Annotated in this window: 12 protein-coding genes and 1 tRNA gene; 9 read left to right on the top strand and 4 right to left on the bottom strand. The window is 47.7% G+C overall.

Annotation, left to right across the window (positions count from 1 at the left end; all coding sequences use genetic code 11):
* Positions 1-8: 8 nt before the first annotated feature.
* The 7 genes from lpxK to coaE all read left to right on the top strand — a co-directional run bounded on the left by lpxK (position 9) and on the right by coaE (position 6,695).
* Positions 9-1,109, top strand: coding sequence for a tetraacyldisaccharide 4'-kinase (lpxK, locus tag E7746_RS04725; protein ID WP_136410015.1), 1,101 nt, complete (start codon positions 9-11; stop codon positions 1,107-1,109).
* 77 nt (positions 1,110-1,186) lie between these two features.
* Entirely contained in the window at positions 1,187-2,005 is an 819-nt protein-coding gene (locus E7746_RS04720) for a purine-nucleoside phosphorylase (RefSeq protein WP_123396541.1), read from the top strand.
* Complete coding sequence (gene thiL / locus E7746_RS04715) at positions 2,005-3,042, top strand: thiamine-phosphate kinase (protein ID WP_238337371.1); 1,038 nt, start codon at positions 2,005-2,007, stop codon at positions 3,040-3,042. Before E7746_RS04720 ends, thiL begins: the two co-directional genes overlap by 1 nt.
* Before the next feature lie 143 nt (positions 3,043-3,185).
* Positions 3,186-4,619 carry a transcription antitermination protein NusB gene (locus E7746_RS04710; RefSeq protein ID WP_136410014.1) on the top strand — a complete coding sequence of 478 codons (1,434 nt, stop codon included), beginning with the start codon at positions 3,186-3,188 and terminating at the stop codon, positions 4,617-4,619.
* Between the two features lie 65 nt (positions 4,620-4,684).
* Positions 4,685-5,014 (top strand): preprotein translocase subunit YajC, encoded by a 330-nt coding sequence (gene yajC / locus E7746_RS04705; protein ID WP_136410013.1) that lies wholly within the window; start codon positions 4,685-4,687, stop codon positions 5,012-5,014.
* Positions 5,015-5,107: 93 nt separating this feature from the next.
* Positions 5,108-6,106 (top strand): YbbR-like domain-containing protein, encoded by a 999-nt coding sequence (locus E7746_RS04700; protein ID WP_136410012.1) that lies wholly within the window; start codon positions 5,108-5,110, stop codon positions 6,104-6,106.
* Positions 6,107-6,119: 13 nt separating this feature from the next.
* Positions 6,120-6,695, top strand: coding sequence for a dephospho-CoA kinase (coaE, locus tag E7746_RS04695; RefSeq protein WP_136410011.1), 576 nt, complete (start codon positions 6,120-6,122; stop codon positions 6,693-6,695).
* Here coaE and E7746_RS04690 read toward each other — a convergent pair.
* Positions 6,690-7,889 (bottom strand): DUF418 domain-containing protein, encoded by a 1,200-nt coding sequence (locus tag E7746_RS04690; protein WP_136410010.1) that lies wholly within the window; start codon positions 7,887-7,889, stop codon positions 6,690-6,692. The two genes, coaE and E7746_RS04690, sit on opposite strands and share 6 nt — an antisense overlap.
* Positions 7,890-8,031: 142 nt before the next feature.
* Between E7746_RS04690 and E7746_RS04685 the strand changes: the two genes are divergently transcribed.
* Positions 8,032-8,104: transfer RNA gene (locus tag E7746_RS04685), tRNA-Glu, on the top strand.
* A gap of 217 nt (positions 8,105-8,321) precedes the next feature.
* On the opposite strand, the gene E7746_RS04680 is transcribed toward E7746_RS04685, so the two are convergent.
* The 3 genes from E7746_RS04680 to E7746_RS04670 all read right to left on the bottom strand — a co-directional run bounded on the left by E7746_RS04680 (position 8,322) and on the right by E7746_RS04670 (position 11,706).
* Entirely contained in the window at positions 8,322-9,056 is a 735-nt protein-coding gene (locus E7746_RS04680; RefSeq protein ID WP_136410009.1) for a nucleotidyl transferase AbiEii/AbiGii toxin family protein, read from the bottom strand.
* A gap of 56 nt (positions 9,057-9,112) precedes the next feature.
* The gene (locus tag E7746_RS04675; protein ID WP_238337333.1) at positions 9,113-9,766 is read right to left on the bottom strand and encodes a type IV toxin-antitoxin system AbiEi family antitoxin domain-containing protein; all 654 of its coding nucleotides are present in this window, start codon (positions 9,764-9,766) and stop codon (positions 9,113-9,115) included.
* A gap of 434 nt (positions 9,767-10,200) precedes the next feature.
* The gene (locus E7746_RS04670) at positions 10,201-11,706 is read right to left on the bottom strand and encodes a catalase (RefSeq protein WP_136410008.1); all 1,506 of its coding nucleotides are present in this window, start codon (positions 11,704-11,706) and stop codon (positions 10,201-10,203) included.
* A 287-nt stretch (positions 11,707-11,993) separates the two neighbouring features.
* Between E7746_RS04670 and E7746_RS04665 the strand changes: the two genes are divergently transcribed.
* A complete protein-coding gene (locus tag E7746_RS04665) occupies positions 11,994-12,968 on the top strand; it encodes a calcium/sodium antiporter (RefSeq protein ID WP_136410007.1) in 975 nt (324 codons plus the stop codon).
* Positions 12,969-13,046 lie beyond the last annotated feature (78 nt).

The raw sequence follows: 13,046 nt of genomic DNA, 5'->3' as shown, positions 1-13,046 counted from the left end.
ACTGCCCGATGGGTCGCAACAAACTCATAGAAAAAGCAATGCTACTCCCCATGTCGAAGTTATACGGCATGGGGGTTGCAGTGCGCAACCGCATGTTTGAGTGGCACCTGTTGAAGCAGCACAAATTCGACATCCCGGTAGTGGTTGTCGGAAATCTCTCGGTGGGAGGAACCGGAAAGACCCCCCACACCGAATATGTAATCAACGCTCTCCGTGGCGTCTACCGCATCGGGGTGCTAAGCCGAGGATACAAACGCAATACACGCGGATTCATCATGGCCAACAAGCACTCCACCCCGTCGGATATCGGCGACGAGCCCTACCAGATGTATCAGAAATATGGCCGTCATGTGCGCGTTGCCGTGTGTGAGGACCGCTGCAAGGGAATCGAGGAGATGATGCGCATCGACCCCACTATCGACCTCATCCTGCTTGACGACGCATTCCAGCATCGTTATGTCAGGCCGTCGTTGTCGATTGTGCTCATGGAGTGGAACCGCCCGATATATAACGACGATCTTCTGCCGCTCGGGCGTCTGCGCGAACCGCAGAGTGCGCTCAACCGAGCCGATGTGATAGTTGTGACGAAATGCCCCTCGGAGATACGACCGATGGACATACGCCTCATCTATGAGCATCTCAACCTTTTTGCCTACCAGAAACTCTATTTTTCACATTACGTTTACGGAAATCCCGTAAGCCTCTATCCCGACGAAACGACCTACGTGCTAAACCTGTCATGGCTCACGAAGGACGATTCGGTACTCGTCATCGCAGGCATAGCCAATCCCAAACCGTTTGTCCGCTACATAAAGCGCCATCAGGCATCAGTGACGGTGAAGCAATTTGCCGATCACCACAACTTCACCCGCAAGAACTTTGAAGAGATAAAGAAGTTGTATGACAAAATGCCTGGTCGCAACAAATACATAATCACGACCGAAAAGGATGCCGTGCGCATAGCCAACAACCCCTACTTCCCGCATGAGCTGAAGGCATGCACATTCTACATCCCCATAAAAGTGGAATTTCTGCCCTACGCCATGCCGTCGGGCACACCGTCATTTGACAAAGAGATACGCTCCATAATAAAATCACCGCGCGAATAGAACGTTAAGCGCAACATTTCAACGGAGCCTGATGTTATATACATGACCCTTTTTAAATCCAAATAAAGACCAAAATCATGTTAGAAAAAATTAACCAGACCGCCGACTACATCCGCTCAAAAGTAACCGATTTGCCTAAAACCGCAATAATTCTCGGCACCGGGCTTGGAGCACTTGTCGACCACATCGAGGACAAGCAATATATCCCCTACACTGAAATCCCCAACTTCCCCGTATCGACCGTCGAGGGCCATTCAGGCAACCTGATATTCGGCCGCCTCGGCAACAAACGAATCATGGCCATGCAGGGACGCTTCCATTTCTATGAAGGCTACGACATGAAGCAAGTCACATTCCCGGTGCGCGTGATGAAGGCTCTCGGCGTAAAGACACTCTTTGTAAGCAATGCCGCCGGAGGCATGAATCCCGAATTCATGATAGGCGACATCATGATAATAACCGACCACATCAACCTCTTCCCCGAGCATCCGTTGCGCGGAAAGAACTACAACGAACTCGGCACACGCTTCCCCGACATGAGCGAAGCCTATTCAAAGCGATTGATAAAGCACGCTATGGAAATTGCCGAGGAGAAGGGCATCCGTGTCATGCACGGTGTGTATGTGGGTACGCAAGGACCTACATTTGAAACTCCGGCCGAATACAAGTATTTCCACATCATCGGTGGCGATGCTGTGGGAATGTCGACCGTGCCCGAGGTAATCGTAGCCCGTCACGGAGGCATGGAAGTATTCGGTGTATCGGTAATCACCGACCTCGGTGTCGAAGGCATCGTTGAGGAGGTTTCGCACGAAGAGGTACAGAAGGCTGCCGCCAAGGCTCAGCCCAAGATGATGGAGATCATGACTGAACTGGTCAACCGATTTGAAGAGTGATGGAAGACAAGATGACTGAAATAGCCTCTTTGGGCGAATTTGGATTAATCGACCGACTGACCGACGGCATCGAACTTGCCAATCAATCGTCGTTAAAAGGCGTGGGCGACGATGCTGCCGTGCTGGAATATCACGAAACCGAAGTACTCGTCACTACCGACCTCCTGCTCGAAGGCGTACACTTCGACCTAACCTACGTGCCGTTGAAGCACCTCGGCTACAAAAGCGCTGTGGTCAACTTCAGCGATGTCTACGCCATGAACGGCACCCCGAGGCAGATAACGGTTTCGCTCGGAATTTCAAAGCGTTTCACCGTCGAGCACATCGAAGCATTGTACTCGGGCATCCGTCATGCCTGTGAGATATACGGAGTCGACCTCGTGGGAGGCGATACCACATCGTCGCGTCAGGGTCTTGTAATATCGGTGACCTGCATAGGCGATGCCCCCAAGGACAAAATAGTGTATCGCAACGGCGCAAAGGACACCGACCTTATATGCGTGAGCGGCGACCTCGGCGCAGCCTATATGGGATTGCAACTTCTCGAACGCGAAAAAATCGCCTCGGTGGGTCAAAAGGACTTCATCCCGAAATTTGAAGGCAAGGAGTACCTCATCGAGCGTCAGCTTAAGCCCGAGGCACGAAAGGACATCATAGCCGAGCTTGACCAAGCAGGCATAAAGCCGACAGCGATGATGGATATATCCGACGGACTTTCAAGCGAGCTGCTCCACATTTGCAAGCAGAGCCACACCGGATGCCGCATCTATGAGGACCGCATTCCAATCGACTATCAGACAGCTGTCATGGCCGAAGAACTCGGCATGAATCTCGTCACAGCGGCGCTCAACGGCGGCGAGGACTACGAGCTCCTGTTCACCGTGCCTCTTCACGACCACGAAAAGGTGTCAAAGCTACCCGGAGTGAAGGTAATAGGCCATATAACCAAGGAGTCGCTCGGATGCGCGATGATAACACGCGACAACACCGAAATCGAACTGAAAGCCCAGGGTTGGAATCCGCTCGCTCAGAAATGACCGTAGAAAAAGATACTTGACATAGCGTCGGCAATTAACTTTGCCGACGCTATTTTTCATCATTTTATCAGCCGTTTTCACCATATCCCAACATTTTTTACTAATTTTGCAGCCACAAAACAACATTACAAGAGCTTTGAGTTATGATAAACAGAATCTTGATTAGAATGAAGGTCGTTCAGATGCTTTACTCCTATCTGTTGACCCGCAGTGATTTTAAGATACTTCCCGAACCGGAATCCCATTCACGTGACAAGCGGTTTGCCTACTCGCTTTATTGTGACTTGCTCCTGTTGCTGCTTGACCAGTCGGGCTATCGCATATCCAACTACGAAGGCCGCCCGCGAATCGAGCCTGCCAACAAAATCGGCAAAAACGACTGGACCCACATTGCCGCAGCGCTTGCCGCCAATGACGACATGAAAGATATTGCGCTGCATCACCGCTCATTTTCCGAGGCTCTTCTCTCCCACCATCAGCGCCTGTCGGCCGCCATCAAGGAATCGAGCGCATTCAAGGACTATTCGCGCATGAAGACCAAGCCTGAAATCCAGGACGAGGTACAGCTTTGGGAAACCATATTCACCACCATCCTGCTGCGTGACAACGCCATTAAAGAGCTCATAAACTCCGACCCCGGATTTACCCATGTGGGTTACGAGCAGGCTCTCCAGATGCTCGACGAAACGCTCAACGACTTTTCGACCGTGCGCAGCTCGCTTGTAGAAGCCCGAAGAGGTCTTGCCACATCGCTCGACAAAGCCTACGAGCTATATCACAGCCTGCTGCAGTTGATGATCGACCTTACCGACCTGCGCGCACTGAACCTTGATGAAGCAAAACATAAATACCTGCCGTCGCACGACGACCTGAATCCTAATATGCGATTTGTCGAGAATCAGTTCATTCAGGCACTGCGCGAAAATGACGACATGAAGGAGTATCTCGACAAGACACCCATTTCATGGCAGGACGAGGATGTGACACTGCGCCGCATTCTCGACAAGATTCTTGAGAGCGACATCTATAAAGAATACATGGCCGCTCCCTCAACCGACTTTGCCAACGACTGCGAGTTATGGTACTCTCTTTTCAAAAACATCATTGTGGAGAGCGACGACCTCGCCGAGTCGCTTGAGTCGCAATCGGTCTACTGGAACGATGACCTTACTATAATGGGCTCATTCGTGCTCAAGACCATCAAGCAATTCGCCCATAGCGAAGACAAGCCCATATCGCTTCTTCCCAAGTTCAAGGACATCGAGGATGAACGCTTCGGGCCTAAACTCTTTGAGGATGCAATACGCAACCAGGCTGAATATCGAGAAATGATCGACGCCTGCCTCGTGGAGAGCAAGTGGGACCCCGACCGCCTCGCATTCATGGATATCGTAATCCTTGAAACCGCCATAGCCGAACTGATAAACTTCGAGTCGATTCCTACACTCGTCACCATAAACGAGTACACCGAAATCGCCAATTACTACTCCACACCCAAGAGCGGTCAGTTTATCACAGGACTTCTCTATGCAATTATTAATAATTTAAAAAAGGACGGCATAATAGTGAAAGAATAAAATTACTTTCACTATATTTGCATTTGAAAAATTAACAAAACAAAAAACATTTAATAAAATAAGACATGCTTAACAATCTCATACCCCTACAGGAAGCAGGTGGAAGCGCCGGAATGATGAACTTGATCATGATTGTAGCCCTGATCGCTATATTCTATTTCTTCATGATTCGTCCGCAACAGAGGAAGCAGAAGGAAATCAGGAAGTTCCGCGAAGGCTTGAATGTCGGCGACCGTGTAATCACCGCCGGAGGCATCTATGGCAAGATTCGAGCCGTGAAGGAAAACACCATCACCCTTGAAATCGCCGACAATGTACGCATTTCAATCGACAAGGGTTCGGTTTATCCGTCAGCTGCTCAGGCTCAGGAATCGGCCAATGACAGCGCAAAGTAAGGAGTAACAATTTTCATTGCTATACAGGGCCCGTGCATTTCCTTTCATAGGCGATGAACGGGCTTCATTATTATACCATCAAACCCGGAAGTAATGTCGACAACATTCAAGAAGCAGCTATCTGACTTTATCAATCGCGTCCACGACTCAATAACATCGACACGAGGACGCGAAATAGTGTTGTTTCTTGTTTTTCTCCTTATCTCCTACATATTCTGGCTGCTCCTGACTCTCAACAATGAAGTCCAGGAGGATCTTGAAGTGCCTATAACACTCACCAACGTACCCGACAGCGTGACATTGATATCCGATGTGCCGCCGTCGCTGAAAGTGAGTGTACGCGATAAAGGCTCGTCGCTTGTGCGCTACAGCTGGGGAGAAGTGCCGACAATGAAAATCAACTGGGACAACTATCGCCACTCATCGGGAAAATTCCTGCTCGGAACAGCCGACCTTAACGCTCGACTGCGTGACTATTTCGGCGCCAACAGCCAGATTGTCACAATAACTCCCGACTCGATGAGAATCAACTACACCACAAGTCCCGGCCGGCGTGTGGCTGTGAAGGTAAACGCCGATGTACGCCCCGCCCTCGGCTGGACGGTATTCGGTCCTGTGACCGCCAATGTGGATTCGGTGTGGCTCTATTCGGTCGATGATCTCCCCCACTCGCTGAATTCGGTTGAAACCGTGCCCATTGTGCGAAGCGGATTGAAGGATACCACTAAGTTTGATGCCCGCATAGAACCGATTCCCGGTATACGCATAATTCCCGACCGAATCATACTCACCGTGCCCGTGGAGCCTCTCATTGCCCGAAAGCAATACGTATCGGTTATAGGCAAGAACGTACCCAACGACTACACGTTGATAACATTCCCTTCAAAAGTCGAGGTGTCCTATCTCGTTCCCATGAGCGAATTCAACAGCGAGCCCTATGTGCTTAAAGCCTATGTCGACTACAACGAGGCACGACATGCCCGCAACGGCAAACTTAAAGTCACAATGTCGCTCATGCCTGAGCTCTACCGAAATGCGAGCATGACCCCCGACAGTGTAGAGTACATAATCGAGCCCAAACGAGCTCAATAATCACAATCAACTCATGTCTTCGACAAGGCTTATAGCGATAACCGGCGGCATCGGTAGCGGAAAAAGCGTAATATCCGACATCCTGCGGGCAATGGGACACAAGGTCTACGACTGCGACACACGCGCCAAAGCGTTGATGGACACCGATGAATCGATAAAGGACGACCTGATCAATCTCATTTCAATCGACGCCGTAAGAAGCGACCGCACAATCGACCGCAAACTGTTGTCGGAAATCGTGTTCAACGATCCCGATGCCTTGTCACGCTTAAACTCCATCGTCCACAAGGCGGTAAGAGCCGACCTTCGGCGTTGGCGCGATACATCGTCCGACAAAACCGTGTGGGTGGAAACCGCCATCCTTTATGCAAGCCGACTCGACCGCGAGGTCGATGAAGTGTGGGAAGTTACCGCTCCCACCGAATTGCGCGTGCAACGCGTAATGAAACGCAACTCAATGTCACGCGAGCAAGTGCTTGCACGAATATCATCGCAATCAACGACAGCGGCCCAACTCCATCCGCTCACAAAGACTATTGTAAACGACGGAGTCGAGCCGGTTCTGCCTCAAATATTATCGTTGTTATAACGTTTTCACTGTCGGTCGAAGCGACTTGTCAATCCATGTCGCACGCTTCCACATGTACTCCATCGGTCCGTGGCTGTGTGATGATATCCACCAGCGACAGAACATGTATTGAAGCACAAACAGCACTATACCCAACAGGAAGCTTGCTGTGATGCCAAGATGGGCGTGCATTCCGAATCCCCAATTGTAATATATCATTGAACCTATTATGCTCTGAGTAACGTAGTTGGTCATACTCATCTTACCATAGGGTGTTATCTTCATCAGCAGGTCGTGCATGTTAGTGCGATAGAAGGCAAACAATATACCCGAAACGAGTACGAGCATGAACGACAGGTTGGCAAGCGAACTGATTATAATCAACAGCGGCGACAATATGTTTTTATTGTCTATAAAATCGGGCAACATCTGGTCCAATCCGTGAAGCGGGAAGAAGGCTATCAATGAAATAGCAAGTACCCTTCCCCACATAGGCAGATGTTCCTTCAGGAAAAGTCCGTTTCGGCCAATCACCATTCCGAGCATAAACAGTGACGCAGTCTGGAAGATGCGACCATGATCCCATGCCCAGGCAAGACTGGCGAGCTGTCCTTCCCATATATTCACGGCAACAGTGCCAAGAAACGTTCCACCCGACTGCATGGCGAATGCTGCGCCCCAAAGATGCGACGACGGAACGGTGGGAGTAATGTAGGAACTGTCGAGCGATGCTCTTATCACATTATATATTGCAACCGGCTGCAACATGCACACTGCCGCTATGGCAAGAACCCACTTTGTCGACAAGCGACATGTAAGCACAAGCACTATGCCTATCAACGAGTACATTACAAGTATCTCGCCGGTAAAGAAACACGCATTGAAATTACCGATGATAAACAGCAGCAACAATCGCCAGCAGAATCTACGACGGAAATCATTTCCTCGCATTCGCTGATTATCGTCCTGAATAAAGAAACTGAAGCCGAAAAGCAATGCGAATATTGCATAAGCCTTACCTCCAAGCAGGAAGAAAAGACCGTCCCATATCGCACGGTCGGTGAAATCGAGCAATGCGCCCTGCCCCGCCGTATCGGGAAATGAATAGAAATTGAAGTGTTCAATCGAGTGAAGTAAGATTATTCCCATAACCGCAAGCCCCCTCAGGACATCGGCTACATCCACTCTTGCATGATGTTGTAATGTTGGTTGCATAATTAATTTTATCTGTGTTATGGTATTACTCTTCAAAATTACTCATTTTATGCGGCACCGCCCAATTTTTTTGAAAAAGATTTTGGCGGTTAAAAAAATATGACTACCTTTGCAGTGTCGAAAGCGACAAACAAATACTAACGGCGATTTAGTGTAGTGGCCTAGCACGCCACCCTCTCACGGTGGAGACCTGGGTTCGATTCCCAGATTCGCTACAAAGAGCTGCCCATCCAAGGGTGGCTCTTTTTGTTTTATCCCCCCCAACAGCCAGCTACTCAAGGATATGATGGGAAATTTATTTGCTAAAAGTTTATTAAATCCACCAACTAAAAACTGCTAAATATCGCACAACGTTTCATATAATGAACAAATTTACCATCTTTGCATCATTAAAAGATAGATTGAATAACAAAAGCTATCTGAGTAAGAAATTTACTTTTTGATTTTATCAATTAATGTGTCAAATACTTGGGTATATGCATATGCCGGATTGAAGATGATGCCAGGTCGCAAAAGCATGGTTGTGTCGCCAAGAAATTCCGGATCCTGCATTTTATCCTCCATATTGATAACAAACTGTCTTTTGGTAGGTGGTTGGGAAACGCTGAAATCCATATATCGGTAATAGCATCTCAAAATTTCCTCTGCATTGACATCCGAATGAGCCAATGCTGTTGCAAGATCAAACAAGTCGCGTCCCTTGCGTCGTTGATATAGTGCACGTAACTTCGTGCCGAGAAGTTCGTTAAGTCTATAAGTAGTAATCTCGCAATCCCCTGTATACCATGAATTGCTTACGCTAAAAGGAATCTTCACAAGGCCCAATTCGTTGAAATGCTCAAAACAGTTGATTTCTATTTTTAAGCGGATAGGCACTACCGGAGGAATCTCTGATTCCAATCTGAAAAGCATAGTATTGTTGTATCGCTTTTGCTTCGTCACTCTATCGGGCAACCAATCGAGAACCTCCCCAAGACGAAACATAATTGTTTTTATAGGGCCTGGATTTATTTGCACAAGATCAATATCCTCGCTATATCTCGGCTGAGGAGAAAGATAAAGTTTATGAAGTGCCGTCCCTCCGCGAAACGCGAGTTGCGAAGCGAGAAACTCATCACTGAAAATATCGACCAAAGCACGTGATATTATTAAATCTTGCTCGACCATCGCCTTGTCCTGCCACGGCAAGAACTCATTCCATTAATCTATTGCATTGCGGTTTATCATATTTCGTCCGGCTCAATTTCTGTATTAATATATAATTTCCATTTTTCACTTATTGCAGATTTTTTTTTATCGTGCTTCGTGCTCAGCCAACAATATCTGAAATGATTGCTATATAATTTCAATTCATTATATATTATGTCCGCCTGCCCCCTCTCTTCAAGAATTTCATCCACAATGTAGCCGAGCCTTTGGACAGTAGCTACCGTTGTAAAATTAAACAGTGTATCATGTGCTCCTCGGAAATTCATATTTTCCAATAGTTCTGACAATACGGTAGCAGCTCGCGACAATCCTCCTATATGTTGCTCAAACTGAACGAGGTCAATAGCCGTCAGCTCAGCGTTGGAATATTTAACACAAGAGGTTTCCGTATTTTTAGTAAGAAGGAACTTTTCGGGTATTTCTGTACGGTAAAACCATATCAACATATTATTTCTATCGCTCGACCGTGAATAACGAGGATAAGTTGTCATAATAGAAAACTGTTGCGGACGCTGATGAGCTGCGCCCCAAAAAGCCGCCGCACTAAGGAGCCCTACATAATAGAGCTTCCCGATATACGACATGAGTTGATCTACATAATATGACGGTGGAACAAGACCCTGCAGCGCATACTGAGGAGGAATAATGCAGTAAAATCCTCGTGCCACGAGCGCAAGACGCTTGCTCCGAACATACCGGCTCAAAGAATTAAGTAACGGCTGCTATGACATGTCTGCAAAAGCTGCTGTTACATCCGAAAAAGAAAAACAAGGTTTGCCTGTTATCTCTCGGTGTCTAATCCATTCTGAAAGTTTCATCTTCGCTCTTTTTATTGCAAAGATAATCAAAATATTATTATTTCCGCATTAAAAATAGCCACAAATTTGGATTATATTTACACCTTTCAACGATTATGTCGGTTTGCGCGATACCTTATAGGATTAATCATCGCTCTCATTATCTTCTGCCCTCTCTATTTCGGTATTTGAAAGCGTCATTGCTATTCAATCTATCTGCAACTAATTGCAAGATGGGCTGTGCCGGGATTTCCGACACAGCCCATCTTATAAAGCTAATTCATGTAATAATCAATCCATAATCATCACATAACCTTATTGCGCTTATCCCATGACGGATGAGCGGGGTCCTCGGCCACAAGAGCCTCCGAAAGGTCAATACCCAATGCTTCGGAAAGCATTCGGCCATATTCGGGATCGGCATTATGGCAAGCACGCACATGACGCTGCTTTATAAATAGAGGTATTCCCTCCATCTGAGTAGCCGTGTTTCGACAAGTAGCTTGCTTGTCCTCGGCACTCATCAACCGCCACAATTTGCCGGGCTGGGTATAGTAATCCTCGTCATACTCCCGCTCATCATAGTTATAGACCTCGCCATGCAAATCCATGGGCGGCTCTTTCCTTGACGGAGTATCCTGCCATTCGCCGAAGCTGTTTGGCTCGTAGGATAATGTGGCTCCGTAATTGTCGTCGGTGCGCATTTTTCCGTCACGATGGAATGAATGGAACGGACATCTCGGACGATTTACGGGGATAAGGTTGTGATTGACCCCAAGTCGATAGCGTTGCGCATCGCCGTAGGAGAACAGACGCCCTTGAAGCATCTTATCGGGTGAAAATCCTATTCCATCTACAATATTGGCTGGATTGAACGCCGCTTGCTCTATTTCAGCAAAGAAATTCTCGGGATTGCGGTTAAGTTCAAGAATTCCCACATCACGTAACGGGAAATCCTTATGATACCACACCTTTGTCAAGTCAAACGGATTAATGTGATACTTCTTTGCCTCATCCTCGGTCATCAACTGAACCTGAAGCATCCAGCGAGGAAAATCGCCACGCTCTATTGCCTCAAACAAATCGCGCTGATGCGATTCGCGGTCTTTGGCTATTATGGCCTCGGCTTCCTTATCAGTAAGATTCTTTATACCCTGAAGCGTGATAAAATGAAATTTCACCCATGTGCGCTTATTGTCCTTATTGATGAAGCTGTAAGTGTGACTTCCAAATCCGTGCATATTGCGGAAAGATGCAGGAATGCCTCGAGGCGACATTGAAATGGTGATTTGGTGCAATGCTTCAGGAAGCAATGTCCAGAAATCCCAATTTGCAGTGGGATTGCGCATGCCGGTACGGGGATCTCGCTTTATGGCATGGTTAAGGTCGGGAAATTTCAACGGGTCACGCAGGAAAAACACAGGAGTGTTATTGCCCACAAGATCCCAATTGCCTTGGTCGGTGTAAAACTTCATTGCAAAACCGCGTATGTCGCGCTCGGCATCGGCTGCACCACGCTCCCCTGCTACGGTGGAAAATCTCACCAAACATGGAGTCTTTTTACCGACTTCTGAAAATATTGAAGCTCGGGTAAATTCGGTGATGTCATTGGTTACCGTAAATGTGCCGAAAGCTCCTGACCCTTTGGCGTGCATTCGCCTTTCAGGGATTACCTCACGGTCAAAATGAGCAATTTTTTCAAGATACCACGGATCTTGAATTGTCATAGGTCCTGGGCGGCCGGCAGTTTGAACATTCTGGTTGTCGGCGATTGGGCGCCCGTTTTCAGCGGTAAGTCTTTTCTTATCCATACAATCATAATGAAATTAACAGTGAATCAATTCGAGTTTTGAAACACTCAAATATCTTAAAAAGTTTTCCACCGAATCTATACATGACATTAAATTGACAATTTAATCAGTGGCAGAAAGAAGCCGACACCGCAAATAATTTGCCCCATAAAATGTCACCCATTGTCCGCCTTAACTGCTCTAATCAACCCGCCAATCTGTGAAAATTTATTAAATTGCACTACGCTGTTGCAAAATTGCGATGTCGATTTGTTAAATTGGCAGGACTTTTCATTTAACAACTAAAGATGATACTTAACATTGTATTCCTGATTGCAGGGTTGGCGTTCATATTGATTGGAGCCAATATGTTGACCGACGGAGCTTCAAGCATCGCAAAGCGGTGGGGCGTATCAGAGCTTGTCATAGGATTGACCGTAGTTGCCTTCGGCACATCGGCGCCCGAACTTGTCATCAGCATCGTATCGGCCATTAACGGCAGTGCCGAGCTGGCTATAGGCAACGTTGTCGGAAGCAACATCTTCAATGTCCTTGCCATAATAGGCATAACGGCGATATTCGCCCCGATAAAGATTGAGCGAAGCATAATGACCAAGGACATTCCGCTCGTGCTTCTGTCGGCTTTAGCACTTCTGGCAATGGGCAACGCTCCGCTTCTTGACGGCGCGTCCAGTCGCATCTTAAGCCGTGTCGACGGAATAGTTCTGCTGCTGTTTTTCACCATATTCCTGCGACACACATTCTCATCCGCAAAGTCAGCCACACCGGCTGAATCACAAGAGATAGAAAGATCCAAGACTAAGGATATGCCGTTATGGAAATCGATATTGTGGGTAGCAATAGGACTGGCCGGACTGATTATTGGCGGTGACCGGTTTGTCAACGGAGCATCGGGAATCGCATCGGGACTCGGCGTGAGCGATGCCATAATAGGCTTGACGATAGTAGCCGCCGGCACATCACTACCCGAACTCGCCACATCGATAACTGCCGCTGTAAAAGGCAAGCCGAGCATAGCTCTCGGCAATGTGATAGGGAGCAACATCTTCAACATATTCCTTGTACTTGGATGCAGCGCAACAATTCGTCCCCTCCCGTTTGGAGGAATAGGCAACCTCGACCTACTCGTCCTCACCGGAGCCTGCATGTTGTTCTGGATATTCGGATGGTTTTTCAAGCAACGCACAATCACCCGTGCCGAAGGAATCATACTCGCGACATGCTATGTGGCCTACGTTGCATATCTTGTCGCCAATGCCTGACCAGGCACCTGCATCACGTGCACCCCGCATAAAAACCTACAATGTGCAATAACTTTTTTTATGAATTTGGTTGCACTA

Source organism: Muribaculum gordoncarteri (assembly GCF_004803695.1).
Taxonomy (GTDB): domain Bacteria; phylum Bacteroidota; class Bacteroidia; order Bacteroidales; family Muribaculaceae; genus Muribaculum; species Muribaculum gordoncarteri.
Note: the sequence above shows the minus strand (reverse complement) of the source record. Positions and strands in the feature narration are given on the sequence as shown.

Excerpts from the sequence above, each read along its gene's own strand:
- E7746_RS04720 (WP_123396541.1), top strand. The coding sequence starts at position 1,187 with ATGTTAGAAAAAATTAACCAGACCGCCGACTACATCCGCTCAAAAGTA.
- E7746_RS04710 (WP_136410014.1), top strand. The coding sequence starts at position 3,186 with ATGATAAACAGAATCTTGATTAGAATGAAGGTCGTTCAGATGCTTTAC.
- E7746_RS04680 (WP_136410009.1), bottom strand. The coding sequence starts at position 9,056 with ATGGTCGAGCAAGATTTAATAATATCACGTGCTTTGGTCGATATTTTC.
- E7746_RS04700 (WP_136410012.1), top strand. The coding sequence starts at position 5,108 with ATGTCGACAACATTCAAGAAGCAGCTATCTGACTTTATCAATCGCGTC.
- yajC (WP_136410013.1), top strand. The coding sequence starts at position 4,685 with ATGCTTAACAATCTCATACCCCTACAGGAAGCAGGTGGAAGCGCCGGA.
- E7746_RS04665 (WP_136410007.1), top strand. The coding sequence starts at position 11,994 with ATGATACTTAACATTGTATTCCTGATTGCAGGGTTGGCGTTCATATTG.
- E7746_RS04670 (WP_136410008.1), bottom strand. The coding sequence starts at position 11,706 with ATGGATAAGAAAAGACTTACCGCTGAAAACGGGCGCCCAATCGCCGAC.
- lpxK (WP_136410015.1), top strand. The coding sequence starts at position 9 with ATGGGTCGCAACAAACTCATAGAAAAAGCAATGCTACTCCCCATGTCG.
- thiL (WP_238337371.1), top strand. The coding sequence starts at position 2,005 with ATGGAAGACAAGATGACTGAAATAGCCTCTTTGGGCGAATTTGGATTA.
- E7746_RS04690 (WP_136410010.1), bottom strand. The coding sequence starts at position 7,889 with ATGCAACCAACATTACAACATCATGCAAGAGTGGATGTAGCCGATGTC.
- coaE (WP_136410011.1), top strand. The coding sequence starts at position 6,120 with ATGTCTTCGACAAGGCTTATAGCGATAACCGGCGGCATCGGTAGCGGA.